The sequence below is a fragment of the Rhodococcus sp. NPDC006774 genome (assembly GCF_040636045.1).
Taxonomy (GTDB): domain Bacteria; phylum Actinomycetota; class Actinomycetes; order Mycobacteriales; family Mycobacteriaceae; genus Rhodococcoides.
Genome location: NZ_JBEYIW010000006.1, coordinates 67532 through 91643, shown reverse-complemented (window position 1 = coordinate 91643; position 24112 = coordinate 67532). Strand labels below are relative to the sequence as shown.

The following is a 24112-nucleotide window of genomic DNA, read 5'->3' as shown; positions in this document are numbered from 1 at the left end:
ATGGCCCTGACGCCGGTGCTGAGCGAGTTCTGGGACGAGAAGGACTCGTGGACACTCGACACCTACCGCAGTCACGACGGATACCGGGGGCTCGAGAAGGCCCTTGCCATGGACCCCGACGATCTCATCGCATTCGTCAAGGATTCCGGCCTGCGCGGCCGTGGCGGCGCGGGATTCCCCACCGGAACGAAGTGGAGCTTCATTCCTCAGGGTGACGGGAAAGCTCACTATCTGGTGGTCAACGCCGACGAGTCGGAGCCGGGCACCTGCAAGGACATGCCCTTGATGATGGCGAGCCCGCACACGTTGATCGAAGGAATCATCATCGCGGCCTACGCAATACGTGCATCGCGCGCATTCGTCTACGTTCGCGGCGAAGTGGTACCGGTGCTGCGCAGACTGCAGGCCGCGGTTGCCGAGGCATACTCCGCGGGCTACCTGGGCAAGAACCTCCTCGGATCGGGGTTCGACCTCGAGCTGGTGATCCATGCCGGGGCCGGGGCCTACATCTGCGGCGAGGAGACGGCGCTACTCGATTCGCTGGAAGGGCGACGAGGTCAACCCCGACTGCGTCCACCGTTTCCCGCGGTTGCAGGCCTGTATGCGCGCCCAACCGTGGTCAACAACGTGGAATCGATAGCCAGCGTCCCGGTGATCCTGCGCAAGGGAATCGAATGGTTCCGATCGATGGGAAGCGAGAAGTCACCCGGCTTCACCCTCTACTCGATGTCCGGCCACGTGTGTCGGCCCGGCCAGTACGAGGCCCCGCTCGGCATCACCCTGCGGGAGCTGCTGGACTACGCGGGTGGCATCCGTCCCGGCCACGAGCTGAAATTCTGGACACCGGGAGGATCGTCGACGCCGATGTTCACCGGCGAGCACCTGGACGTGCCACTCGACTACGAGGGCGTCGGCGCCGCCGGATCGATGTTGGGTACCAAGGCCTTGCAGATCTTCGACGACACGACGTGCGTCGTGCGAGCGGTGCTGCGATGGACGGAGTTCTACGCACACGAATCCTGCGGCAAATGCACGCCGTGCCGCGAAGGAACCTACTGGCTGGTGCAGATACTGCGCCGCCTCGACGGCGGATCCGGCACCGAAGCGGACCTCACCACACTGCTCGACATCGCAGACGGCATCGCCGGAAAGTCGTTCTGCGCGTTGGGAGACGGAGCCGCGAGCCCGATCGTGTCCTCGCTGAAGTACTTCCGCGACGAATACATCCGACATGTCACCGAACAGGGATGCCCATTCGATCCACACCGATCGACCCTGATGGCAAAGGAGCTGACGGCATGACGGCACCAGCAGATGGTCGTTCCGCAGGCTCCACTCCTGAACCCTCTGGTCGTTCCGAAGGCTCCACTCCTGCACCCTCTGGTCGTTCCGCAGGCTCCACTCCTGCCCCTGAACAGTCGGTCACTCCGGTCGACATGGTGACACTGACCATCGACGACCACGAGATCAGTGTTCCCAAGGGCACATTGGTGATTCGAGCCGCCGAGCTGATGGGCGTGCAGATTCCGCGCTTCTGCGATCACCCGTTGCTCGATCCGGTGGGGGCGTGCCGGCAATGCCTCGTCGATGTCGAGGGTCAACGCAAGCCGTTGGCGTCCTGTACCACGACCGTGGCCGAGGGCATGGTCGTGCGCACTCAAGTGACATCGGAGTCGGCGGAGAAGGCGCAACGCGGCGTCATGGAGTTGCTGCTGATCAATCATCCGCTCGATTGCCCGGTGTGCGACAAGGGCGGTGAGTGTCCGCTGCAGAATCAGGCGATGGCCGCGGGTCGGTCCGAATCCAGATTCGTCGAGACCAAGCGCACGTATCCCAAGCCGATTCCCTTGTCGGCCGAGATTCTGCTCGACCGCGAGCGGTGCGTCCTGTGTGCGCGATGCACTCGTTTCGCCGCCCAAGTGGCCGGCGACCCGTCCATCGACCTCCTCGAACGTGGTGCCGTTCAACAGGTCGGCATCTTCGGCAACGAGCCGTTCGACTCCTACTTCTCGGGCAACACCGTTCAGATCTGTCCGGTCGGTGCGCTGACCAACACCGAGTATCGGTTCCGGGCGCGTCCGTACGACCTCACCTCGTCGCCGAGCGTGTGCGAGCACTGCGCAGGGGGCTGCGCTCAACGCACGGACCATCGACGCGGCAAGGTCCTTCGCCGGCTGGCGGGGGACGACCCGCAGGTCAACGAGGAATGGAACTGCGACAAGGGACGGTGGGCGTTCAAATACGCCACCGAACCCGATCGCATCACCGCGCCGATGATCCGCGACGAATCGGGGGAGTTGATCGAGGCGTCGTGGTCGGCTGCGCTGGCTGCCGCGGCGGCCGGACTGGCCGGATCGGTCGGCCACGCCGCGGTACTCGTGGGCGGACGATCGACTCTCGAAGACTCCTACGCGTACGCCAAGTTTGCTCGAACAGTGCTGCACACCAACGATATCGACTTCCGCAATCGCAGCCACAGCGCCGAGGAAGCGGATTTCCTGGCCGGTCGAATCGCAGCGACCGGGTTGGGGGTCACCTACACCGACCTCGAGAACGCCCCGGTGGTGGTGCTCGTCGGGTTCGAGCCCGAGGAAGAGTCACCACTGGTGTTCCTGAGGCTTCGGAAGGCGCACCGCACGCGCGCAGTGGTGGTGGCCTCGATCGCGCCGTTCTCCACTCGAGGCCTACGAAAGCTCGACGGCGTCCTGCTGCAGTCGATTCCCGGTGACGAGCCGGGGTGGCTCGATGCGTTGCACGTCGGCGATCGTGGCACCGAATCGATCGCACACCTCCTCCGAGAGCCCGGTGCGATCGTTCTCGTCGGTGAGCGGCTCGGCTCCGTTCCCGGGGGTCTGGCGGCGGCTTCGAAGCTGGCGGACGACACCGGGGCGAGCCTGGCCTGGATTCCGCGACGTGCCGGCGAACGCGGTGCGCTCGACGCAGGGGCGCTGCCGAACGTCCTGCCCGGCGGGCGTCCGGTGGCCGATGCGGCTGCGCGCGCCGAGGTGGCCGCGGTATGGGGAGTGCCCGAGCTACCGGAGGAGGTGGGCCGCGACACCGCTGCGATCCTCGCCGACGCAGGACCGAATCGCGCCCTGGTCGCTGCCGGAATCGATCTCGACGATCTTCCGGACCCCCAGGAGGCGCTCGACGCCGTGGACAAATCGGCGTTCGTGGTGAGCCTCGAGCTGCGCCACAGCGCGGTCACCGAGCGGGCCGACGTGGTGTTCCCGGTGGCACCGGTGGTCGACAGATCGGGAACTTTCGTCGACTGGGAAGGACGACCTCGCGCGTTCGACACTGCACTCGGTGCCGGCGCGGTGATGCCGGATCAACGCATCCTCGACGCCATCGCCGCGCAGATGGGAGTCGAACTGGCCGTCCCCGACGCGGCGGCGGCACGCGCCGAGTTGGCTCGCCTCGGTGTGTGGAACGGCCCGCGCACCGCGGTGGCCCGGGTCGCTCCCCGCGCGGATGTTCCGACCCTCGGGCCAGGGGAAGCGATTCTGGCCACGTGGCGGATGCTCATCGATGCGGGACGGATGCAGGACGGTGAGGACAACCTGGCCGCGACCGGTCGCACACCCACGGTTCGGTTGTCGGCGACGACGGCCTCGGCCATCGGTGCGGAGACCGGTGACCTGGTGAGCGTCGTGACGGACCGCGGCTCGATCACGTTGCCGCTGACGATCACCGACCTGCCCGACGCCGTGGTCTGGGTACCGATGAACTCGCCCGGTTCGGCGGTGTACCGCTCGCTGGGGGTGCAGTCGGGCGAGGTTGTGCGCGTTCGGCTTGGTTCTGCGGAACGACCCGAAAGTGGGCAGTCATGATCGTGGCCGCGCCGACCGATCTGTCGATGTTCGGCAACGACCCGTGGTGGTTGGTCGTCGGGAAGGCCTTGGCGGTCTTCGTCTTCCTGGTGCTGACGCCGCTGGTCGCGATCTACGCCGAACGCAAGATCATGGCGTGGATGCAGATGAGGGTGGGGCCCAACCGGGTGGGCCCGTGGGGTCTGCTGCAGTCGCTCATGGACGGGATCAAGCTGGCACTGAAGGAGGGGATCACTCCGACCGGCGTCGACAAGCCGATTTACGTTTTGGCTCCGATCATTTCGGTGGTTCCTGCGTTCATGGCCTTCGCCGTGATTCCGTTCGGTCCCGAGGTGTCGGTGTTCGGCACGACGACACCGCTGCAGATGACCGACCTGCCGGTGGGGGTTCTGTACATTCTCGCGGTCACGTCGGTGGGTGTGTACGGGATCGTGTTGGCGGGGTGGGCGTCGGGCTCGACGTACCCGCTGCTCGGTGCGCTGCGTTCGACGGCGCAGGTGATTTCCTACGAGGTCGCGATGGGCCTGTCGTTCGCGGCTGTCTTCGTGTACGCGGGCACCATGTCGACGTCCGGAATCGTTGCTGCGCAACAGAACACCTGGTACGTGTTTCTGCTGCTGCCCTCGTTCCTGGTGTACGTGACGGCGATGGTCGGCGAAACCAACCGCGCTCCGTTCGATCTGCCCGAGGCGGAGGGCGAGTTGGTGGGCGGATTCCACACGGAGTACTCGTCCCTTCGTTTCGCCATGTTCATGCTCGCCGAGTACATCAACATGGTCACCGTGTCGGCGCTCGCGACCACGCTGTTCCTCGGCGGCTGGCAGGCTCCGATTCCGTTGAGTCTGTGGAGCGGTGCCAATTCGGGGTGGTGGCCGGTGCTGTGGTTCACCTTGAAGGTCTGGGTGTTCCTGTTCGTGTTCATCTGGCTGCGTTCGACACTGCCGAGGCTGCGCTACGACCAGTTCATGAACTTCGGCTGGAAGATTCTCATTCCGGTTGCCCTGATCTGGGTGATGGTGATCGCGACGGTGCGGGTACTCGGGGCCGATCGGTACGACGTACCGCTGGTCACGTTCGGCGTGTCGATGATCTTCGCGGTGGCCGTGCTGGGTGCGCTGCTGCTGATGGTGCGCAGGCGTGCACGGGAACGGAACGTGCCGCCTCCTGCGCCCGTCGCCGAGTTCGATGCTGTGGCAGGCGGATTCCCGATACCTCCAATCCCCAAGCAGGGCTCGACTTACCCGAGCCGGCACGCCGGTGTGCGCTCACCCGCCGCCAGGTCACCGAAGGAGAACGCCGATGCCTGAATTTCTCGGTCCCATAGCCGGTTTCGGGGTCACGTTCGCCACGATGTTCAAGAAGGCCGAGACGGAGCTGTACCCGGAGGAGAAGAAGCCGACCGAGGTTCGCTACCACGGTCGTCATCAGCTCAATCGGTACGCCGACGGTCTCGAGAAATGCATCGGCTGCGAGCTCTGCGCGTGGGCCTGCCCGGCCGACGCCATCTACGTCGAAGGAGCCGACAACACCGAGACCGAGAGGTTCTCTCCGGGCGAGCGCTACGGCGGGGTCTATCAGATCAACTACCTCCGGTGCATCGGGTGCGGCCTGTGTGTGGAGGCCTGTCCGACACGCGCTCTGACGATGACCAACGAGTACGAGCTGGCCGGTGACAACCGTGCCGATCTGATCTACGAGAAGGACGCGCTGCTGGCACCGCTGGAGCCGGACATGACGGCACCGCCGCACGCGATGGCACCGGGCCTGACGGCCGAGGACTACTACCGCGGAACCGTCACCGGCCACGAGTCACCGGCCGAGTCCCCAGCCGAACCCGAGGGCGGTTCGGTGCGATGAGGGCACAGGATGCTGCTGTGCAGTTCGCCCTCGATGCCACGTCCACCGGTGAGGCCGTGCAGTTCTGGACCCTGGGTGTCGTTGCCGTCATCGGTGCGCTCGGCGTCGTGATGAGCACCAAAGCCGTCTACTCGGCGTTGTTCCTCGCCGCCACGATGGTGGTACTGGCGACCTTCTACATGGCGCAGGGTGCGTTGTTCCTCGGTGTCGTGCAGATCGTCGTCTACACCGGCGCGGTCATGATGCTGTTCCTGTTCGTTCTGATGCTCGTCGGAGTCGACACCTCGGAGTCGCTGACCGAAACCTTGCGTGGCCACCGCATCGCGGCCGTCGTCATCGGAATCGGCTTCGGACTGTTGATCATCGGGGTACTGCTTCGCGATGCGGCCCAGGGTGGTCGGCTCGACTTCGCGGGTCTCGACGCCGTCAACTCCGCCGGAAACGTCGAGGGCCTGGCAGAGCTGATCTTCGTCGAGTACGTGTGGGCGTTCGAGTTGACCGGGGCACTGTTGATCACTGCCACCATCGGGGCGATGATCCTGGCGCACCGGGAAGCTCTGGGGCCGGTCAAGGGTCAGCGAGAGATGGCGCAGGATCGATTCCGCGACGGTTCGAGGGTGACGCCTCTGCCGAGCCCAGGGGTGTACGCCAGACACAACGGGGTCGATCGCCGCGCTCTGTTGCCCGACGGAACCGAATCCGAGTCGTCCGTCAACGCCATGTTCGCCGATCAACGGAGCCAGTACAGGGTGGACGGGGGTGACGAGCGATGAACCCGGAGAACTATCTCTACCTGTCCGTTCTGCTGTTCACGATAGGCGCGGCAGGCGTCATCGTCAGGCGCAACGCCATCATCGTGTTCATGTGCATCGAATTGATGCTCAACGCAGTCAATCTCGCGTTCGTCACCTTCTCCCGCATGCACGGCAATCTCGACGGACAGTTGTTCGCGTTCTTCACCATGGTGGTCGCCGCCGCCGAGGTGGTGGTGGGCCTGGCCATCATCATGGCCATATTCCGTTCTCGTCGGTCGATTTCGATGGACGAGAACTCCCTGATGAAGAATTGACGGGGGCGCAGAAATGATGTCGATACTGTGGCTTCTTCCGGCTCTGCCGGCGTTCGGTGCGGCGTTCCTGCTGCTCGCCGGCAGGCGCACCGACGGGTGGGGGCATCTCGTCGCGACGGCAGCGGCAGTGTCCTCGTTCGTGGTGGCCGCGGTGGTGTTCGCATCGATGCTGGGCCGTGCAGAATCGGGCCGGGCCCTCACCCAAACCCTGTTCCGATGGGTTCCGGTCGACGAATTGCAGGTCGAGTTCGGCTTGCGCGCAGATCAATTGTCGATCTGCTTCGTCCTGCTGATCACCGGGGTCGGGTCGCTCATTCACGTGTACTCCATCGGCTACATGAGCCACGACGCCGAGCGGCGACGCTTCTTCGCGTACCTCAACCTGTTTCTGGCAGCCATGCTGCTGCTGGTCCTGGCCGACAACTTCCTGGGCTTGTATCTGGGGTGGGAGGGTGTCGGACTGGCGTCGTATCTGCTCATCGGCTTCTGGCAGCACAAGCCGTCGGCTGCGTCGGCTGCCCGAAAAGCGTTCGTGGTCAACCGAGTCGGCGACATCGGCCTGGCCGTTGCGCTGATGATCATGTTCGTGAACTTCGGCTCCGTGCAGTACGACGACGTGTTCGCCGGAATCGGCGAGGCAAGCGAATCGGCGGCCACCGCCATGGCGCTGATGCTGCTTTTGGCGGCGTGTGGAAAGTCGGCGCAGGTGCCGCTGCAGTCCTGGCTCGGTGACGCCATGGAGGGCCCGACACCGGTGTCGGCATTGATTCACGCGGCCACGATGGTCACGGCAGGGGTGTACCTCATCGTGCGCTCCGGACCGGTGTTCGAGGCGTCGCCCACCGCCCGCGCGGCCACCGTCACCGTCGGGGCGGTCACCTTGCTGTTCGGTGCCGTCATCGGTTGTGCGAAGGACGACATCAAGAAGGCGCTCGCGGCGTCGACGATGAGTCAGATCGGGTACATGGTGCTCGCGGCCGGGCTCGGCCCCTCCGGATACGCCTACGCCATCGTGCTGTTGATCTCGCACGGCTTCTTCAAAGCGGGCTTGTTCCTGGGCGCGGGCTCGGTGATGCACGCGATGAACGACGAGACCGACATGCGACGGTTCGGTGGGCTCCGCGCCGCGATGCCGATCACGTTCGTCACGTTCGGCCTCGGCTATCTCGCCATCATCGGACTGCCGCCGTTCTCCGGCTTCTTCGCCAAGGACCCGATCATCGAGGTCGCATTCGCCGCCGATGGAGTGGCAGGTCCGATTCTCGGCTGCGTGACATTGCTCGGTGCCGGCCTGACGGCCTTCTACATGACTCGGGTGATGTTGCTGACGTTCTTCGGTCCGAAACGCTGGTCTGCGCAGGCACATCCGCACGAGGCGTCGGCGACGATGACTGCCCCGATGATCGTGTTGGCCGTCGGCTCGGTGGCGTCGGGAGCCTTCCTTGCGGTGGGCGGACGCCTCGAGACGTGGCTGGAACCCGTCGTGGGGTCGGCACCCGAGGAGCACGCGATTCCGGCCTGGGTGGTCACCGTCGCCGTCCTGGTGGTCGTGCTGGTCGGCGCGAGCGTCGCCTACCGTAAGTACATCGCGAACGAGGTTCCGCCGACACCACCCGACGATGTGTCGCCCCTGACCCGAGCTGCACGTGCCGATCTCTACGGAGATGCCGTCAACGAGGCCGCATTCATGCGGCCGGGACAGACACTCACGCGCGCATTGGTGCACGCCGACAACGGGATCGACGCCGTCGTGGACGGGGTGGGGAGCTCGATCGGAGGCGCATCGACGCGGTCTCGGAGACTGCAGACGGGCTACGTGCGGTCGTACGCGTTGGCGATGTTCGCGGGAGCCGTTCTCGTCGTACTGATGGTGGTGGCTCTGTGACGACTCCCTGGTTGACCGTCCTGTGGGTACTCCCGACGCTCGGTGCGATCGTGGTCGCCCTGGTGCCCGCCGCTCGCCCGACCGCCGCGCGCAGTGTCGCAGTGGGCTTCGCTGCCGGGACCTTGGCCGTGTCGGTCGCACTGGCGGTGTCGTTCGACTCCGGTGGTGATCGGTACCAGTTCGTCGAAGACCATTCGTGGATAGCGGCTTTCGGTGCGCGGTACACCCTCGGTCTGGACGGAATCGGCCTCGTCTTGGTGTTGCTCACCACCGTTCTCACACCCTTGCTGCTCGTCGCGGGCTGGTACGACGGCAGTCGCGTCGCGAACTACGGCTCCCGTCGGGTGTCGCACACGTACATGGCGTTGATTCTGGTGGTCGAATCGATGGTGCTCGTGTCGTTCCTCGCGTTGGACGTGTTGTTGTTCTACATCTTCTTCGAGGCGATGCTGATTCCGATGTACTTCCTCATCGGTGGCTTCGGGGGAGTACATCGCACGCGCGCCGCGGTGAAGTTCCTGTTGTACAACCTGTTCGGCGGTCTGATCATGTTGGCTGCCGTCATCGGCCTCTACGTGGTGACCGCGCGACCCGACGGGCCGTTCGACGGCGGGACGTTCGATCTCCGCGCGATCGCCGACGCGGCGTCATCGGGCGGACTCGGTGTGGATCCGATGGTTCTGAACGCACTGTTCCTCGGCTTCATGTTCGCGTTCGCGATCAAGGCACCGTTGTGGCCGTTCCACTCGTGGCTACCCGACGCCGCAGTGCAGTCCACACCCGCGACTGCGGTGCTGATGATGTCGGTGGTGGACAAGGTCGGCACGTTCGCGATGCTGCGGTTCTGTCTCGAACTCTTTCCCGGCTCGTCGCAGACGTTCGCGCCGTGGATCATCGCTCTCGCGGTCATCGGCATCGTCTACGGCGCAATACTGGCGATCGGCCAGACCGACATGATGAGACTGATTGCCTACACGTCGATTTCGCACTTCGGATTCATCATCCTCGGCATCTTCGCCATGACCGGTCAGAGTCAGACCGGTGCCACGCTGTACATGGTCAACCACGGAATCTCCACGGCCGCACTGTTCTTGATCGCGGGCTTCCTCGTGTCGCGTCGAGGGTCACGAGCGATCGCCGACTACGGCGGTGTGCAGAAGGTGGCACCGGTACTTGCCGGAACGTTCTTGATCTCGGGGCTTGCCACGCTCTCGCTACCCGGCCTCGCCCCGTTCGTGAGCGAATTCCTCGTGCTGATCGGCACGTTCGGTCGATACGGAGTCGCCGCGATCGTGGCCGCTGGAGCCCTTGTGCTGTCGGCGATCTACATACTGTGGCTCTACCAGCGCGTCATGACCGGGCCGGTCCGGGAGGGCAACGAGACGGTGCCCGATCTCGTTCGCCGCGAGCTGGCCGTGGTGGTGCCGTTGATCGCGTTGCTGATCGTGCTCGGGGTGTATCCGAAACCCGCGCTCGATGTCATCACTCCGGCAGTGCAATCCACGATCGTCGACAGTTCAGGAGGTCAGCGATGACCACACCCGAGGTGCAATACGGTCTGCTGGCACCGATGCTGATCGTGTTCTCGGTCGCAGTTCTCGGTGTTCTCGTCGAGGCGTTCGTGCCGCTGCGGGCCCGCCGGAGCACGCATCTGGGCCTGGCTCTCGCGGGACTGGTGGCGGCACTGGCGGCAATTCTCGGTCTGGCCGGCACCGAGGCGTCGGCGATGTCCGGCGCGGTCGCGATCGACGGGCCCACCCTGTTTCTACAGGGAACCATTGTGCTGGTGTCGATTCCGGCCATCGCATTGATGGCCGAGCGCACCGTTGCAGTCACCTCGGCCGGTGCCGAGCGTCGCATCGATTCGTTCACCCCGCAGGCATCGACCACTCCGGGCAGCGTGGCGGAGAAGGAGGCCATCGACGCAGGCGTCGCCCAGACCGAGGTGTTTCCTCTCGCGATGTTCGCGATCGGTGGCATGTTGCTGTTTCCGGCGGCCACGGATCTGCTGACGATGTTCGTGGCGCTGGAAGTGCTGTCCTTGCCGCTGTATCTGCTCTGCGGACTGGCCCGGCGACGGCGCTTGCTCTCGCAGGAAGCAGCCCTCAAATACTTTCTGCTGGGCGCGTTCTCGTCCGCGTTCTTCCTGTTCGGGGTCGCCTTCCTGTACGGATACGCCGGAACCGTTCGGTTGGACGGCATCGCCGACGCCATCGCGGCTGACGGTCAGGGCAGATCGCTCGCGCTGATCGGAACCGCCTTGCTCGCGGTGGGTCTGCTGTTCAAGGTCGGTGCCGTGCCGTTCCATTCGTGGATTCCCGATGTCTACCAGGGTGCCCCTACGCCGGTGACGGCACTGATGGCCACAGTGACCAAGGTTGCGGCGTTCGGTGCGATTCTGCGCATCTTCGGGATGGCGCTGCCCGGTCTCGAATCGAGTTGGCGACCGATGTTGTGGGTCGTCGCCATCGCGACGATGGTGGTGGGATCGGTTGTCGCGGTGACGCAGACCGATGTCAAACGGATGCTGGCGTACTCGTCCGTCGCGCACACCGGATTCATCCTCACCGGAGTGACGGCACTGGGTAGTTCAGGTGATGTGGGTGATTCGGGTGTGTCGGCCACGATGTTCTATCTGTTGGCGTATGCCTTCAGCACTCTCGGGGGGTTCGCGATCATCGGGTTGGCGAGAGACGAACGCGGCGAGGTGAGCGATCTGGAACGGTGGGCCGGAATCGGTCGTCGGTCTCCGCTGGTGGCGGCGGTGTTCGGGTTGTTCCTCCTCTCGTTCGCCGGCATTCCGCTCACCAGTGGGTTCATCGGCAAGTTCGCGGTGTTCAGCGCTGCCTCGGGTGCCGGGGGAGCGGCGCTGGTCGTGGTCGGGGTGGTGTGCAGCGCGATCGCAGCGTTCTTCTACGTACGGGTGATCGTGCTGATGTTCTTCACCGATCCGGGAGAGCGGACCGCCACGATCGTGCGCCCGACAGCGTCGGTGTCGTGCGCGATCGGGGTCTCGGTGGTGGTCACCGTGGCTCTCGGAGTCTTCCCGCAGCCCGTTCTCGACCTTGCTGCGCGAGCCGGAGCTTTCCTGTAGCCGTCGAGCCGTTACTGCGCGGACTTCATTCGCTGCTTCCACGTGTGCGAGCCGGTCCCGACCGGGAGTCCACCGATGGCACCCGCGAGTCCGAACGCAGGCATGTTGACGTAGATCGCCTCACTGTTTCGCGCTGTCGCGGTGTAGGTCTCGTGCCATACGCCGACATGGCGGGTTGCAGCCACCGATCGGTTGAAGGCGCGCCAGGCCGGTGCGTGTGGTGCATCGGGATCGGAGGCGAATCGCGTCAGGTCCTCGGCAGTGCGCCAATAGCTGACCAGCATGGTGGTTCGTCCCAGCCACGAGTGGTAGCCGAGCAGTCCGGAGGCGGGATCCCTCTCGAGATGGCCGAGCATTCGCGGCATCGCGCGCACCGCGGGTAGCCAGGAGCGAACGGCCACCGGATTGTTGATGCGCATCCCGATGAGAAAAACCGTCACGGTGTCGCGGTCGGCCTCGACCGTGGTGCGGCCGTCGATGATGGGTGGCATGGGGAGTCCTTACTGGTTCGAGGGCGGGAACAGACTTACATGACACTGTTATAAAACACCGTTGTGGTAGGTTCCGCAAGTGGCGAGACCAAGAATTCACGATGCGGAGTTGCGCACCCGGCTCCTCGAGGCCGCGGCCGAAACCGTTGCGCACCAGGGTGTCGACTCGTTGTCACTGCGCAAACTCGCGGCCGCGCAGGGCACCTCGACGACAGCGATCTACTCGCTGTTCGGCGGACGTGCCGAGTTGCTCGTAGCTCTGTTCTCCACGTCGTTCGCGAGTTTCGGGGACGCGCAGCGCCGGGTTCCGGTCAGCGGCGATCCGGAGGTCGATCTGCGGGAACTCGCCGCCTCGTACCGAGACTGGGCACTACGTAATCCGCATCTGTACGCGGTGATGTTCGGCGGTGTGCTCGGTTCGGTCGATGTATCCGAAGAGGCGCAACGTGCTTCCGCAGCGATGGACCCGCTGCGGTCAGCGGTGGCGAGCGCAGTCGCGACGGGAACCATGGCCGGGGCGTCGGTCGAGTTGATCAGCCACTCGTTCTGGGCGATCGTGCACGGGTTGGTGTCGCTGGAGTTGGCGATGCCCACCGACAACGACGACGAGATTCGTCGGGCGATGTTCGATGCCGGGACGGAGTCGGTGCTACGCGGGTGGACGCGTCAGTAGGTGCGCGGTATCCCGAGGATCTTGGTGGCGTCGACCGTCATACCCAGCCGCGCTGTCGGAGCGAGCGCAGGTAGGTCCGGGAGATCGTCGGGAGTGGATGTGGCAGCACCGATCACGTCGGCACCGGCGATCTCGAAGTCGGAGATCGCTCGCCGCAGGTGACTGGAAGTCGTGGCCAGAACCAGATTCTCGACGTCGATCTCCGCTGCCAGCGCGGTGGTGCGCTGTGCGTTCTGCACCGTCGAATTTGCGGTCGTTTCGGTGTGAATGCGGTCGGCCGCGATGCCGTCGTCGACGAGCCACTGCTGCATCGCGTCGGCCTCGGTGATGCCGCTCTGCGGGTTCCCACCGGTGACGATGATGGGGGACTCGGGTGAGCGCTCCGCCGCGGCTACGGCCGAGCGGAGACGTGCCACCAACTCCGGGGCCATACTGCCGTCGCCGTTCAGGCCCAGACCGAGTACCACGATCGCAGTGCGGGGTCCGTCGGTGGTCGGTGCGAAATCGATTGTCTCCGTTGCGGCGTCGTCGATGACTGCGATCGCTCGATCGACTGCGTCGGCGAGGGTGGGAGACAGGGTGCGTAGACGAGCCGAGTGTTGCGCACGGGCATCGGTGTCAGCGGTCGCGTTGGCATAGAACGTCTGCAGCGCTGCCACATTGGCGTCGTCCGGGGCGGCGGTAGCGAGCGCGTCGAGGGCAGCGAAACCGTCGTCGTAGCGACCCTTCACCAACGCATCCTGCGCGTCGTTGTACTGCTCTGCGTCGGCCGACCGGACCGACTCGGCGACGGTTACCGGGGCCGACGCCGCGGGCTCGGCCATCGCCGTGATCGAGCCGAAACCGACAGCGAGCACAGCGGCACAGGTTACGACAGCACCGCGAACGGTCGGGTGTACTCGGCCTTGTCGCACTACTGACGTCCTTCCGAGCGGTGACGGGTTTCCGCCACCCTAGCTCAGTTCGGTACCAGTGTGACTGGTGTGAGCAGAGTTGTTCGAGTTACATGAATGTACTTCTGAGCAGGGACTCTCCTGTCGTCACAGAGTGACGGGGGCACGTCCGCGATCGGCGGGTTCGATGGTCACCTCGGCATCGGGAAGGAAAACCCGCTCGGTCGTCGTGGTTCCGTCGACGCCATCGGTCACCGTCACCGCTACGCTCTCGGCAACTTGGCCTGCGCTTTCGATGAACCCGGTCGCGACGCCCTCTTCGATGAGCAGGTGATCGCCCACCAGGAGAAGAAGCTCGTCCGCCGTCACCGTTCGTCTGCCGCCCACATCTTCGATAGTCATGTTTCCCACCGTAATGCGCTGCGCTGCACAGTGCCGTCGCATGTTCGACAATCGCAGCATGACCGATCGGCGAAAGACATGGACAGCGCCCACACCGGAACCGGTCGACGGTCCGCTCTTCGGCGACGAGCGGCCGATTCTCGAAGGGACGTTGCAGTGGCATCGAGCGACGTTGCTCAACATCTGCGCAGGCGCGAATTCGGAGCAGCTGGCACGACGTCCGTTCCCACCGTCGACGCTCTCGCTGCTCGGACTCGTTCGTCATCTCGCCAAGGTCGAACGCATCTGGTTCCGAGAGCGGTTGGGCGCGATGTCGTTCGACCCGATGTACGACGCGGCGTTGGGTAAGGACTCGGACTTTCTGGGAGCGACCGAGGCCGGGGCCGAATCCGACTTCGCGCAATTTTTGCCGAGTGCTGTGCCGCGGACGAGATTGCGGCCCGACGCTCGTTGGACGACCTGGTCGACTCGCGAGGTGGGCCGATGTCGCTGCGGATGGTCTACGTGCACATGATCGGCGAATATGCTCGACACAACGGACACGCGGACATCATCCGCGAACGGATCGATGGAGTCATCGGCCGCTGAGGGCATAGCGTAGACACACGACCCGACCCCCAGACGGAAGAAGGAGTTTCAGTGACCGACTCCGATGCAGTATTCGACCCGACCTCGCTACGGCCGTCGTTGTTCGTCGACGGGCAGTGGCAGGGATCCGGTGACGGCGGAACCCGAGACATCGTGAACCCCGCGGACGGCAGCACGGTCGCCGTCGTGGACGAGGCCACGCCGGACGACGCTCTGCGCGCGGTGGCCTCGGCGCGGGCGGCGTTCGACGACGGGCCGTGGCGCTCGGTGACGGTGACCGAGCGCAGCGATCTGCTGAACCGCATCGCAGATCTGCTCCAGAGGGACAAGGCCGAGCTCGCGCGTATCGAGACTCTCGATACCGGAAAGACGTTCGGCGAGAGCGAAATCGACATCGACGATGTCACGTCGGTCTTCCGCTTCTACGCCGATCTTGCAGTGGTGCAGGCAGATCGCCTGATCGACGTCGATCGACCCGAAATCCTCAGCCGCGTGGTCCACGAGCCGATCGGCGTCTGCGTCATGATCGCACCGTGGAACTATCCGCTGCTGCAGATCTCGTGGAAGATTGCCCCCGCTCTGGCGGCCGGCTGCACGATGGTGCTCAAGCCGAGCGAGGTGACTCCGCTGAGCACCATCGCGTTCACCAAGCTGGTGGAAGAAGCCGGAGTGCCGGCCGGTGTGGTCAACTTGCTGCAGGGCAGCGGGGCGGTTCTCGGGGATGCGCTCACGAGGAACCGTGACGTCGACTTCATCTCGTTCACCGGCGGACTGGCGACGGGCCGGCACATCTTGGCCGCTGCGGCCGAGAATGTCACCAAGGTGGCCGTCGAACTCGGTGGCAAGAATCCACACATCGTGTTCGCCGACGCGGTGGCCGACGATCAGGCATTCGCAGACTCCGTCGACAACGTCCTGACCGGAGTCTTTCTGCATTCGGGTCAGGTGTGTTCGGCCGGCACTCGACTCATCATCGAAGAATCGGTCGCCGACCGCTTCGTCGCAGCCGTGGCCGAACGCGCGAAGACCATCGTGATCGGTCCTGGGATGGACCCGGCGAGCGAGACCGGTCCACTGGTGTCGCAGGCGCAGCGCGAGAAGATCGAAGCTTTCGTCGCGGGCGGCATCGAGGAGGGCGCAACACTGGTCATCGGCGGAACGAAACCGGACAATTCGGCTCTGGACGAGGGTAGCTATTTCCTACCGACGATTTTCGACCACTGCAATCGGTCCATGAATATCGTGCAGGAGGAGACATTCGGGCCCATACTCACTGTGGAGCGCTTCGACACGGAGGCCGAAGCACTGCTGTTGGGCAACGATACGAATTACGGTCTCGCCGCGGGAGTTCGGACATCCGACGCCGCACGAGGCGAAAGAATGGTACGTGGGCTGCGCCATGGCACGGTGTGGCTCAACGACTTCGGTGTTTACACGGCGGCCGCGGAATGGGGCGGCTTCAAACAGTCCGGGAACGGACGCGAGCTCGGCCCGTCCGGAATGTCCGAATATCAAGAAGCGAAGCATATTTGGCACAACACCTCACCCACGGCGGCGGGGTGGTTCGGTACCCGATAGAGCACGATGGGAAAGGCCGCAGGCATGGCAATACTGAACGACAACTCGAGCGGGATGGACGATTTCGGCTACAAGGAGTCCCTTGATCGAAGTCTCGGCAAATTCGCCAGCTTCGCCGCGGGCGTCAGCTACATCTCCATTCTCACCGGCACGTTCCAGCTGTTCTACTTCGGTTTCGGAACCGCCGGGCCGGCGTACCTGTGGTCGTGGCCTGCGGTCTTCGTCGGTCAGCTCTGCGTGGCACTGTGCTTCATGGAGCTGGCCGCGAAATACCCGGTGGCGGGATCGGTGTACAACTGGGCGAAGCTGTTGGGCCGCAGGATCGTCGGTTGGTCGGCGGGCTGGTTGATGCTCACGGCATCGATCGTGACACTGGCCGCCGTTGCCCTCGCTCTACAGCTGAATCTGCCACGCATCTGGAGCGGATTCCAGATCATCGGTGACGGCTCGGGTGCCACCGACTTCGCGGCCAACGCAGTGCTGCTCGGTGCGATCCTGATCGCCATCACCACCACGATCAACGCGCTCGGCGTTCGACTGATGGCGATGATCAACAGTGCGGGTGTGTTCATCGAACTCATTGCGGCCGTCCTCATCGCGATCCTGCTCGCGGCCAACATCACTCGCGGGCCCGAGGTGTTCTTCTCCTCCAACGGCTACGGTGCCGGTGAGAGCGGCGGCTACCTGGGTGCCTTCCTGGTCGCGTCTCTGGCGTCGGGCTACGTCATGTACGGATTCGACACCGCGAGCTCGCTCGGGGAAGAAACCGTCGAACCTCGCCGCACCGCCCCCAAAGCGATCTTTCGCGCCATCCTCGCGTCGTTCGTCATCGGCGGAGCCATCCTGGTGTTCGCCGTCATGGCCGCGCCGGACCTGAACGATCCTTCGCTCGGCAGCCCCGACGGCAGCCTGCAGTCCATCGTCGAATCGGTGATGTGGGGCCCGCTGGGCACCGTCTTCCTCATCTGCATCGTCATCGCGGTCTTCGTCTGCTCACTGGCAGTGCACACCGCGGCGATCCGGCTCACGTTCGCCATGGCGCGAGACAACGCGTTGCCCTTCGGCGAGAGTCTGGCCAAGGTGAACCCGAAGACCCAGACCCCGGTGGTCCCCGCAGTGACCATCGGCGTGCTGGCCATCGTCATTCTCGTCGTCAACATCGGTCAGCCGCAGATCTTCACGGTCCTCACCTCGATCGCGATCATCATGATCTACCTCGCGTATCTGATGGTCACCGGGCCGCTGTTGGTCAAACGAGTCAAGGGTGAGTGGCCGCCGGCAGATCTGAAGCCCGGCGGGTACTTCACGATGGGCAGGTGGGGCCTGCCGGTCAACATCGCGGCAGTGGTGTGGGGCGCAGGGATGGCGATCAACCTCGCATGGCCACGCGAGGCCGTGTACGGAACCCCCTGGTACAACACGTTCGGTGCGTTCGTCTACATCGGCGGCATCCTGGGCGTAGGCCTGCTGTGGTACGCAGTCAAGGGACGCAAGCACATCGGCACTCTGAAATCACATGCCTCCACGGGCGACTAGAAGGAGCGTGCAGTGACAGACACCCAGTTCGATTACGTCGTCGCAGGTGGCGGGACGGCGGGGTGTGTCCTCGCTGCGCGGCTGAGCGAGGACCCCTCCGTCAGTGTCTGCCTCGTCGAAGCAGGTCCGACCGACGTCGGCGACAAGGCAATTCTCGAACTGGTGGAGTGGATGCATCTGCTCGACTCCGGCTACGACTGGGACTATCCCGTCGAACCGCAGGAGCGCGGCAACAGCTTCATGCGGCACGCGCGGGCGAAAGTGCTCGGTGGCTGCTCCTCGCACAACTCCTGCATCGCCTTTCACCCGCCTGCGGAAACCCTCGACGACTGGGCCGCTGCGGGCGCGACGGGGTGGGGCGCGTCGGACATCCTGCCGTTCGTCGCGCGAGTGGAGAACAACGACACCGGCCGTGGCCACGACGGCCCCGTGCGAATCCGCGACGTGCCACCGAACGATCCGTGCGGTGCGGCAGTGCTCGAATCGGCCGCCGGGATAGGTCTTCCCACGGTCGCATTCAACCGCGGAACGCCTGTACTCAACGGTGCCGGTTGGTTCCAGATCAATGCGGGTGAGGACGGCTCGCGGATGTCGACCTCGCATGCGTACCTGCACCCGATCATCGGCTCGCGCCCGAACCTGGAGGTGCGTACCGACTGCTGGATCAGCGAGATTCTGATCGACGAATCGCGCACTGCGACCGGAGTTCGGTACCAACGTCCCGATCTCACCGGCTACGACACGGTGTCCGCGCGCCGCGAGGTGATCGTGACCGCCGGAGCCATCGACACGCCGAAGCTGTTGATGCTCTCTGGAATCGGACCGGCAGACCAGCTCCGCGAGATGGGCATCACGGTGCGAGTCGACTCGCCCGGAGTGGGTGAGAACCTCGACGACCACGTCGAAGGGCTGGTGTTCTGGGAGGCGAGCAAGCCCATGGTCACCACGTCCTCGCAATGGTGGGAAATCGGTGTGTTCGCGCAGACCGACTCCTCACTGAACTATCCCGACGTCATGATGCATTACGGCAGTGTGCCGTTCGACATGAACACCCTCCGATGGGGCTACCCGACCACCGACAACGGATTCTGCCTGACGCCCAACGTGACCCAGGGGCGCTCGCGTGGCACTGTTCGTCTGCGCAGCAGGGACTTTCGTGATCGGGCGAAGGTGGACCCGCGCTACTTCACCGACCCGGACGGCCACGACGACGCGGTGATGCTTGCCGGTCTGAAGCTGGCGCGCGCTATTGCCGCAGACGGACCGATGGCCGAGTGGATCGAACGCGAACTCGCCCCCGGACCCGAGGCCGTCACCGACGACGACCTGCTCGATTACGTGCACAAGACGCACAACACGGTCTATCACCCGGCAGGCACTGCCCGGATGGGCTCGGTGGACGACACCATGGCCGTGCTGGATCCCGAGTTGCGCGTCAAGGGCATCTCGAACCTACGAGTGGTCGACGCGTCGGCGATGCCGAAGCTGCCGTACGTCAATCCCAACATCACGGTGATGACCATGGCGGAGAAATGCGCCGACCTGATCCGTGGCGGATAGACAGGAGACGGCCGATTTTCTCGGCGCGCATCCACCGTTTCAGGGCGCGCCACCGGCTGTGCTGGCCGAGATGGCCGCAGCAGCCGTCGAACGCGAGTACGGCAGTGGCGCATGGGTTGTGGACCGTCCACAGATGGACGCCTCGGCCGATGCCGACACCGTGTGGGTGGTGCGTACCGGGCGCGTGGTGATCACGCACCCGGACGACACCTCGCGCACCGACGTTCCCGTCGACACGATAGGTCCCGGTGGGGTGTTCGGATTCTCGGCGCTGCTCTCGGGTGGAACCGTCGAATTCTGCGCGCGGGCAACCGAACCGACTGTCGTCCTGCAGTTGCCCGGTGCGCTGGTTCGGCCGTTGTTCGCAACGCCCACCGGTCTGGCGTTCCTGGCCGATGCCGTCAACTCCTCCTCTGCATACCGTGGGGGACCGGTGGAGGGCAGTGCCGGCCGGACCGTCGGTGAATTGGTCTCTGCGCCTGCGGTGTTCACGCCCGTCGGAACCACGGTCCGAGATGCCGTCCGGCACATGACCGAGCAGGGCAGCTCGTACGTTCTGATTCCGCTCCGGGGATCGCGTCACGGCATCTTCACAGACCGCGACCTCCGAATTCGTGTGGTGGCCGCCGGTATCGGCATCGATACTCCGATCGAGCAGGTCATGACGTCGCCCGCCGAGACCGTCACGGCGGACCGGTTGGCCGGCACCGTGCTGATGGACATGCTCGAGCGAGGCTTGCGGCACATACCGGTGGTGTCGACCCGCGGTGAGGTACTCGGCGTCGTCGAGGATTCGGATCTGCATGCCGCATCCACCCGACGCAGTTTTGTGGTCCGCCGAGCTGTGGCATCGGCGTCGACCCCCGCCGAACTCGCCGACGCAGGCAGACTCGTGCCTCGCCTTGTGGTGGATCTGTTCAAGGGCGGAACCGATGCGATGGCGGTGAGCGCGATTCTCTCCGTCGTGGTCGACAGCCTCGTCCGCCGGGCCGTCGAGATCGAATGGACCGCACGTCCGGACGTGCCGCGTGACCACTTCGCCTGGATCACTCTCGGCAGCGTGGCACGTCGAGAAGCCATGCCCTCCTCGGACGTCGACAGTGCATTGACCTGGGCGGATGCCACCGCCGACCCGGATGTCCGAGGAAAATCGAACGCGGTGTCGTGGACCCGCGACGAGGCGCTGATGGACTTGGCCACTCGCGTCCACGTGAGCCTCGACGCTGCCGGACTACCGTCGGACAGCAACGGCGCGGTTGCGAGCTCGCCCCGATTCGCACGCTCTGCCGGTCAGTGGGAAAGGGCCGCGGCCCACTGGCTCAGCAACCCCTTCGGTGAACGTGGCAATCCGGCAGAGGACTCGGGCCTCATCATGTCCTCGCTGATGATCGACGGCAGAGTGGTGTGGGGCCCGAGGGAACTGCACACCGTGCCCGAGGCCTACCGTCGACTCCTGCTCGATCACCCCGATGCATTGCGGTTGCAACTGCGTGACGCGCTCGCCGGGCGCGCCCGATTGCGTTCGCTGCGAGACGTGCTGGCTCGGCGAGGCGGGACGTTCGACCTCAAGGCCCATGCACTGACTCCCATCGTCAATCTCGCTCGGTGGGGTGGGTTGTCGGTCGGCATCGCGTCGTCCTCCACCCCCGCGCGGCTCGCCGCGGCGTCGGGCAACGGCATGCTCTCCGAACGCGATGTCGCCACACTGACCGAAGTGTTCGCCCTGTTGCAGCGGCTCCGACTGTCGCATCAGATCGACCAGATCACAGCGGGCCACCGCCCCGGCGACGTGCTGATCATGGCCGATCTGTCGCCGCTGGAACGGAGTCTGCTCACCGACGGGATCCGCGAGATCGCCGCGGTGCAGCGCCGCGTCGGATACCTTGCGGCCAATGTCGGCGTGCATCGCTGACCGCCAACGACCAGACTGTGTGCTGTGACCACCAATCCCGTGAGCGTTCCCACCCCGTCGACCGTCGAACACAATCGGTTGGCCGAATCGCCGGGAGTCAGCGGCCCGTGGCGTCAGTGGGGTCCGTACCTGGCGGGACGGCAGTGGGGCACAGTGCGCGAGGACTACTCGGAAGACGGAAACGCCTGGGCGTCGTTCCCGTTCGATCAGGCACACAAACGGGCATACCGCTGGGGCGAGGACGGTATCGGGGGAATCTGCGACCGCTTCGGGTTCCTGAATTTTTCGTTCGCACTGTGGAATCGCAAGGATCCGATCCTCAAGGAACGGTTGTTCGGTCTCGCCAACGAAGAGGGCAATCACGGCGAGGACGTCAAGGAGTACTTCTGGGCGGTCGACGGAACGCCGACGCACAGCTGGATGCAATGGCTCTACCGCTATCCGCACGCGGAGTATCCCTACGCTCACCTGCGAGAAGAGAATGCCCGGCGCGGGCGTGACGACCGCGAATACGAGCTGGCCGACACCGGCATTCTCGACGAGAACAGATTCTTCGACGTCCAGGTCACGTACGCCAAGGCCTCACCCGACGACATCTGCATCACCATCTCCATCACCAACCACGGCCCCGAGGCGGCATCGGTCGACCTTCTGCCGCACCTGTGGTTGCGCAACACCTGGTCCTGGGGACGCGACGAGCGGGGCGGAACACTGGCGCAGCTGAGCCCGCCGGACCTCATGGCAGGTGGACTCGAAGCCATCGCCGTCGACCACGGATTTCTCGGTCGCTACTACCTCAGCGCCGAAGGAACGCCTGCAGTTCTGTTCTGCGACAACGAAACCAATGCCGAAGCACTGTGGGGGCAGGAGAACATCTCGGCCTACCCCAAGGACGGCATCGGCCGCCGAGTCGTCGACGGGGAGCTCGATGCGGTCAACCCCGAGCAGACCGGTACGAAGGCTGCGTTCTGGTACCGCTTCGACGACATCGCCTCCGGTGCAACGGAATCGGTCCGACTGCGGTTGTCGCCCAACCGACCGGACGAGCAGACGTTCGGGGCCGGATTCGATGCCGTCAACGTCGATCGCCAGGCCGAGGCCGACGAGTTCTACGGCGCCGTGATCGGCTCCGACCTCACCGACGTCGACCGGCACGTGGCGCGGCGCGCCTACGCGGGCTTGCTGTGGACCAAACAGCTCTATCGATACGACGTGGAGGAATGGATCGAGGGCGACAAGGTCGGTGCTCCGGCACCGGACTCGAGGCAGAACCCGGGTGGGCGCAATGCGCACTGGCGTCACCTGGCGTTGGCCGACGTCATCTCGATGCCCGACGAGTGGGAGTACCCGTGGTTCGCGGCCTGGGACCTGGCCTTTCACGCGATTCCGTTGGCGCACGTGGACGCCGATTTCGCCAAGGAGCAGTTGGTGCTCATGTGCCGGGAATGGGCCATGCACCCCAACGGCCAGCTGCCCGCGTACGAGTGGGAGTTCGGTGACGTCAACCCACCCGTGCACGCATGGGCGGCATGGCACGTCTATCGCATCGACGGCTACCGGGATCGCGAGTTCCTGGTGCGGGTGTTCACCAAGCTGCTGCTCAACTTCGCCTGGTGGGTCAACCGCAAGGACTCCGAGGGCTCGAACATCTTCGAGGGTGGATTCCTCGGTATGGACAACATCGGGTTGTTCAACCGATCGGCACCGCTGCCTCCCGGCTTCCGGCTCGAGCAGTCCGACGCGACGAGTTGGATGGCGTTCTACTGCCAGCAGATGTTCAAGATCGCACTGGAACTCGCGCGGCACGACAGCGCCTGGGACGACGTCGCGACCAAGTTCTTCTCGCACTTCCTCTCGATCGCGAAGGCGGTCAATTCGTTCGGTTCTCAACACATTTCGCTGTGGCACGAGGAGGACGGCTTCTTCTACGACGTCCTCGTGCAACCCGAGGGCGATGCGGTACCGATGCGGGTTCGGTCGATGGTGGGTCTGCTTCCGATTCTCGGGGCGACCGAGATCCCGCCGTGGGTCGAGGAGGAATGCCCGGACCTCACCGCCCGCCTGCGTTGGATTCAGCGTCGACGGCCGGAGATGGTCAGCCCGCTGCTGGCTCGGCGTGAGGGTGGCGAGGTGCGCATGCTGCTGACGCTCGTACAGCCCGAGCGGCTCAAGCGCATCCTGGCCCGCATGTTCGACTCCGAGGAGTTCTTGTCGCACTTCGGGATTCGTTCGCTCTCGGCCTCGTACCGAGAACCGGTCACGTTCGACGTCGACGGCCGTAGCCTGTCCATCGAATACGAGCCGGGGGAGTCGCGTACCGGCATGTTCGGCGGCAACTCCAACTGGCGCGGCCCGGTGTGGTTCCCGGTGAACGTGCTGCTCGCCGACAAGCTCCGCGCCTACGGCCGGTACTACGGCGACTCGTTCACCATCGAGATCCCCACCGGCTCGGGCAACCACCGCACCCTCACCGACGCCGCCGATCTGATCGACAACGGTCTCGCCGGACTGTTCCGACCGGTCGACGGCAAGAGACCCGCGGACGGCGAGCGCATCGAATCCAGCCTCGACCCACTGTGGAGCCGGCATCCCAGTTTCAACGAGTACTTCGACGGGGACACCGGCGAGGGACTCGGGGCCACGCACCAAACCGGGTGGACGGCACTGGTTGCGCACCTGCTCAGGCCGCGTCTGCCGCTGTAGTGCGCTACGCGCAGTGGTGCGGTTGACTGCCCCCCACG

20 protein-coding genes are annotated in these 24112 nt (G+C 64.9%); 17 read left to right on the top strand and 3 right to left on the bottom strand.

The genetic code is table 11. The annotated features are described in order from the left end of the window. Genes nuoF through nuoN form a run of 9 tightly spaced genes read left to right on the top strand, consistent with a single transcriptional unit; the run spans position 1 to position 11738 of the window. Positions 1–1302 carry an NADH-quinone oxidoreductase subunit NuoF gene (nuoF, locus tag ABZ677_RS11310; RefSeq protein WP_358369316.1) on the top strand — a complete coding sequence of 434 codons (1302 nt, stop codon included), beginning with the start codon at positions 1–3 and terminating at the stop codon, positions 1300–1302. Beyond that, positions 1299–3833, top strand: coding sequence for an NADH-quinone oxidoreductase subunit G (locus tag ABZ677_RS11305; protein ID WP_358369313.1), 2535 nt, complete (start codon positions 1299–1301; stop codon positions 3831–3833). Before nuoF ends, ABZ677_RS11305 begins: the two co-directional genes overlap by 4 nt. Beyond that, the gene (gene nuoH, locus ABZ677_RS11300) at positions 3830–5140 is read left to right on the top strand and encodes an NADH-quinone oxidoreductase subunit NuoH (protein WP_094742049.1); all 1311 of its coding nucleotides are present in this window, start codon (positions 3830–3832) and stop codon (positions 5138–5140) included. The genes ABZ677_RS11305 and nuoH overlap by 4 nt, the downstream gene beginning before the upstream one ends. Next, positions 5133–5690, top strand: a complete 558-nt coding sequence (nuoI, locus tag ABZ677_RS11295) for an NADH-quinone oxidoreductase subunit NuoI (RefSeq protein ID WP_358369310.1) — start codon at positions 5133–5135, stop codon at positions 5688–5690. The genes nuoH and nuoI overlap by 8 nt, the downstream gene beginning before the upstream one ends. Further along, positions 5687–6463 carry an NADH-quinone oxidoreductase subunit J gene (locus tag ABZ677_RS11290; protein WP_358369307.1) on the top strand — a complete coding sequence of 259 codons (777 nt, stop codon included), beginning with the start codon at positions 5687–5689 and terminating at the stop codon, positions 6461–6463. The genes nuoI and ABZ677_RS11290 overlap by 4 nt, the downstream gene beginning before the upstream one ends. Continuing rightward, entirely contained in the window at positions 6460–6759 is a 300-nt protein-coding gene (nuoK, locus tag ABZ677_RS11285) for an NADH-quinone oxidoreductase subunit NuoK (RefSeq protein ID WP_008717020.1), read from the top strand. The genes ABZ677_RS11290 and nuoK overlap by 4 nt, the downstream gene beginning before the upstream one ends. 13 nt (positions 6760–6772) lie before the next feature. Next, the gene (gene nuoL, locus ABZ677_RS11280; protein ID WP_358369304.1) at positions 6773–8644 is read left to right on the top strand and encodes an NADH-quinone oxidoreductase subunit L; all 1872 of its coding nucleotides are present in this window, start codon (positions 6773–6775) and stop codon (positions 8642–8644) included. Next, complete coding sequence (locus tag ABZ677_RS11275) at positions 8641–10179, top strand: NADH-quinone oxidoreductase subunit M (RefSeq protein ID WP_358369301.1); 1539 nt, start codon at positions 8641–8643, stop codon at positions 10177–10179. The genes nuoL and ABZ677_RS11275 overlap by 4 nt, the downstream gene beginning before the upstream one ends. Then, on the top strand, positions 10176–11738 hold the full coding sequence (gene nuoN / locus ABZ677_RS11270; protein ID WP_358369298.1) for an NADH-quinone oxidoreductase subunit NuoN: 1563 nt from the start codon (positions 10176–10178) through the stop codon (positions 11736–11738). Before ABZ677_RS11275 ends, nuoN begins: the two co-directional genes overlap by 4 nt. Before the next feature lie 11 nt (positions 11739–11749). Here nuoN and ABZ677_RS11265 read toward each other — a convergent pair whose 3' ends face one another. Beyond that, entirely contained in the window at positions 11750–12229 is a 480-nt protein-coding gene (locus tag ABZ677_RS11265) for a DUF4188 domain-containing protein (protein WP_094634264.1), read from the bottom strand. A 79-nt stretch (positions 12230–12308) separates the two neighbouring features. Between ABZ677_RS11265 and ABZ677_RS11260 the strand changes: the two genes are divergently transcribed. Next, positions 12309–12902 (top strand): TetR/AcrR family transcriptional regulator, encoded by a 594-nt coding sequence (locus ABZ677_RS11260; RefSeq protein ID WP_094634265.1) that lies wholly within the window; start codon positions 12309–12311, stop codon positions 12900–12902. On the opposite strand, the gene ABZ677_RS11255 is transcribed toward ABZ677_RS11260, so the two are convergent. Continuing rightward, on the bottom strand, positions 12896–13759 hold the full coding sequence (locus tag ABZ677_RS11255; RefSeq protein WP_358369295.1) for a YdcF family protein: 864 nt from the start codon (positions 13757–13759) through the stop codon (positions 12896–12898). The genes ABZ677_RS11260 and ABZ677_RS11255 overlap by 7 nt on opposite strands. A 183-nt stretch (positions 13760–13942) precedes the next feature. Beyond that, entirely contained in the window at positions 13943–14197 is a 255-nt protein-coding gene (locus tag ABZ677_RS11250; RefSeq protein ID WP_032378219.1) for a hypothetical protein, read from the bottom strand. 58 nt (positions 14198–14255) lie between these two features. On the opposite strand from ABZ677_RS11250, the gene ABZ677_RS11245 reads away from it, so the two are divergent. From ABZ677_RS11245 to ABZ677_RS11215, 7 genes are read left to right on the top strand one after another with little or no spacing between them, the layout of a single operon-like run. After that, entirely contained in the window at positions 14256–14711 is a 456-nt protein-coding gene (locus tag ABZ677_RS11245; protein WP_358369291.1) for a DUF664 domain-containing protein, read from the top strand. After that, positions 14648–14785: a DUF664 domain-containing protein gene (locus ABZ677_RS11240; protein ID WP_358369288.1), complete on the top strand. Its 138-nt coding sequence runs from the start codon at positions 14648–14650 to the stop codon at positions 14783–14785. The genes ABZ677_RS11245 and ABZ677_RS11240 overlap by 64 nt, the downstream gene beginning before the upstream one ends. 51 nt (positions 14786–14836) lie before the next feature. Beyond that, positions 14837–16363, top strand: coding sequence for an aldehyde dehydrogenase family protein (locus ABZ677_RS11235; protein ID WP_052047511.1), 1527 nt, complete (start codon positions 14837–14839; stop codon positions 16361–16363). Positions 16364–16387: 24 nt separating this feature from the next. Next, on the top strand, positions 16388–17899 hold the full coding sequence (locus ABZ677_RS11230) for an amino acid permease (RefSeq protein WP_037190132.1): 1512 nt from the start codon (positions 16388–16390) through the stop codon (positions 17897–17899). A gap of 12 nt (positions 17900–17911) precedes the next feature. Further along, on the top strand, positions 17912–19459 hold the full coding sequence (locus ABZ677_RS11225) for a GMC family oxidoreductase N-terminal domain-containing protein (RefSeq protein ID WP_358369285.1): 1548 nt from the start codon (positions 17912–17914) through the stop codon (positions 19457–19459). Continuing rightward, positions 19449–21371: a putative nucleotidyltransferase substrate binding domain-containing protein gene (locus ABZ677_RS11220; RefSeq protein ID WP_358369282.1), complete on the top strand. Its 1923-nt coding sequence runs from the start codon at positions 19449–19451 to the stop codon at positions 21369–21371. The genes ABZ677_RS11225 and ABZ677_RS11220 overlap by 11 nt, the downstream gene beginning before the upstream one ends. Positions 21372–21395: 24 nt before the next feature. Beyond that, positions 21396–24074 (top strand): glucosidase, encoded by a 2679-nt coding sequence (locus ABZ677_RS11215; RefSeq protein WP_358369279.1) that lies wholly within the window; start codon positions 21396–21398, stop codon positions 24072–24074. The last annotated feature ends 38 nt before the right edge of the window (positions 24075–24112 follow it).

Coding starts and splice junctions, on each gene's coding strand:
- nuoH (WP_094742049.1), top strand. CDS start 3,830: ATGATCGTGGCCGCGCCGACCGATCTGTCGATGTTCGGCAACGACCCG.
- nuoF (WP_358369316.1), top strand. CDS start 1: ATGGCCCTGACGCCGGTGCTGAGCGAGTTCTGGGACGAGAAGGACTCG.
- ABZ677_RS11290 (WP_358369307.1), top strand. CDS start 5,687: ATGAGGGCACAGGATGCTGCTGTGCAGTTCGCCCTCGATGCCACGTCC.
- nuoL (WP_358369304.1), top strand. CDS start 6,773: ATGATGTCGATACTGTGGCTTCTTCCGGCTCTGCCGGCGTTCGGTGCG.
- ABZ677_RS11305 (WP_358369313.1), top strand. CDS start 1,299: ATGACGGCACCAGCAGATGGTCGTTCCGCAGGCTCCACTCCTGAACCC.
- ABZ677_RS11230 (WP_037190132.1), top strand. CDS start 16,388: ATGGCAATACTGAACGACAACTCGAGCGGGATGGACGATTTCGGCTAC.
- nuoN (WP_358369298.1), top strand. CDS start 10,176: ATGACCACACCCGAGGTGCAATACGGTCTGCTGGCACCGATGCTGATC.
- nuoI (WP_358369310.1), top strand. CDS start 5,133: ATGCCTGAATTTCTCGGTCCCATAGCCGGTTTCGGGGTCACGTTCGCC.
- ABZ677_RS11245 (WP_358369291.1), top strand. CDS start 14,256: ATGACCGATCGGCGAAAGACATGGACAGCGCCCACACCGGAACCGGTC.
- nuoK (WP_008717020.1), top strand. CDS start 6,460: ATGAACCCGGAGAACTATCTCTACCTGTCCGTTCTGCTGTTCACGATA.
- ABZ677_RS11265 (WP_094634264.1), bottom strand. CDS start 12,229: ATGCCACCCATCATCGACGGCCGCACCACGGTCGAGGCCGACCGCGAC.
- ABZ677_RS11250 (WP_032378219.1), bottom strand. CDS start 14,197: ATGACTATCGAAGATGTGGGCGGCAGACGAACGGTGACGGCGGACGAG.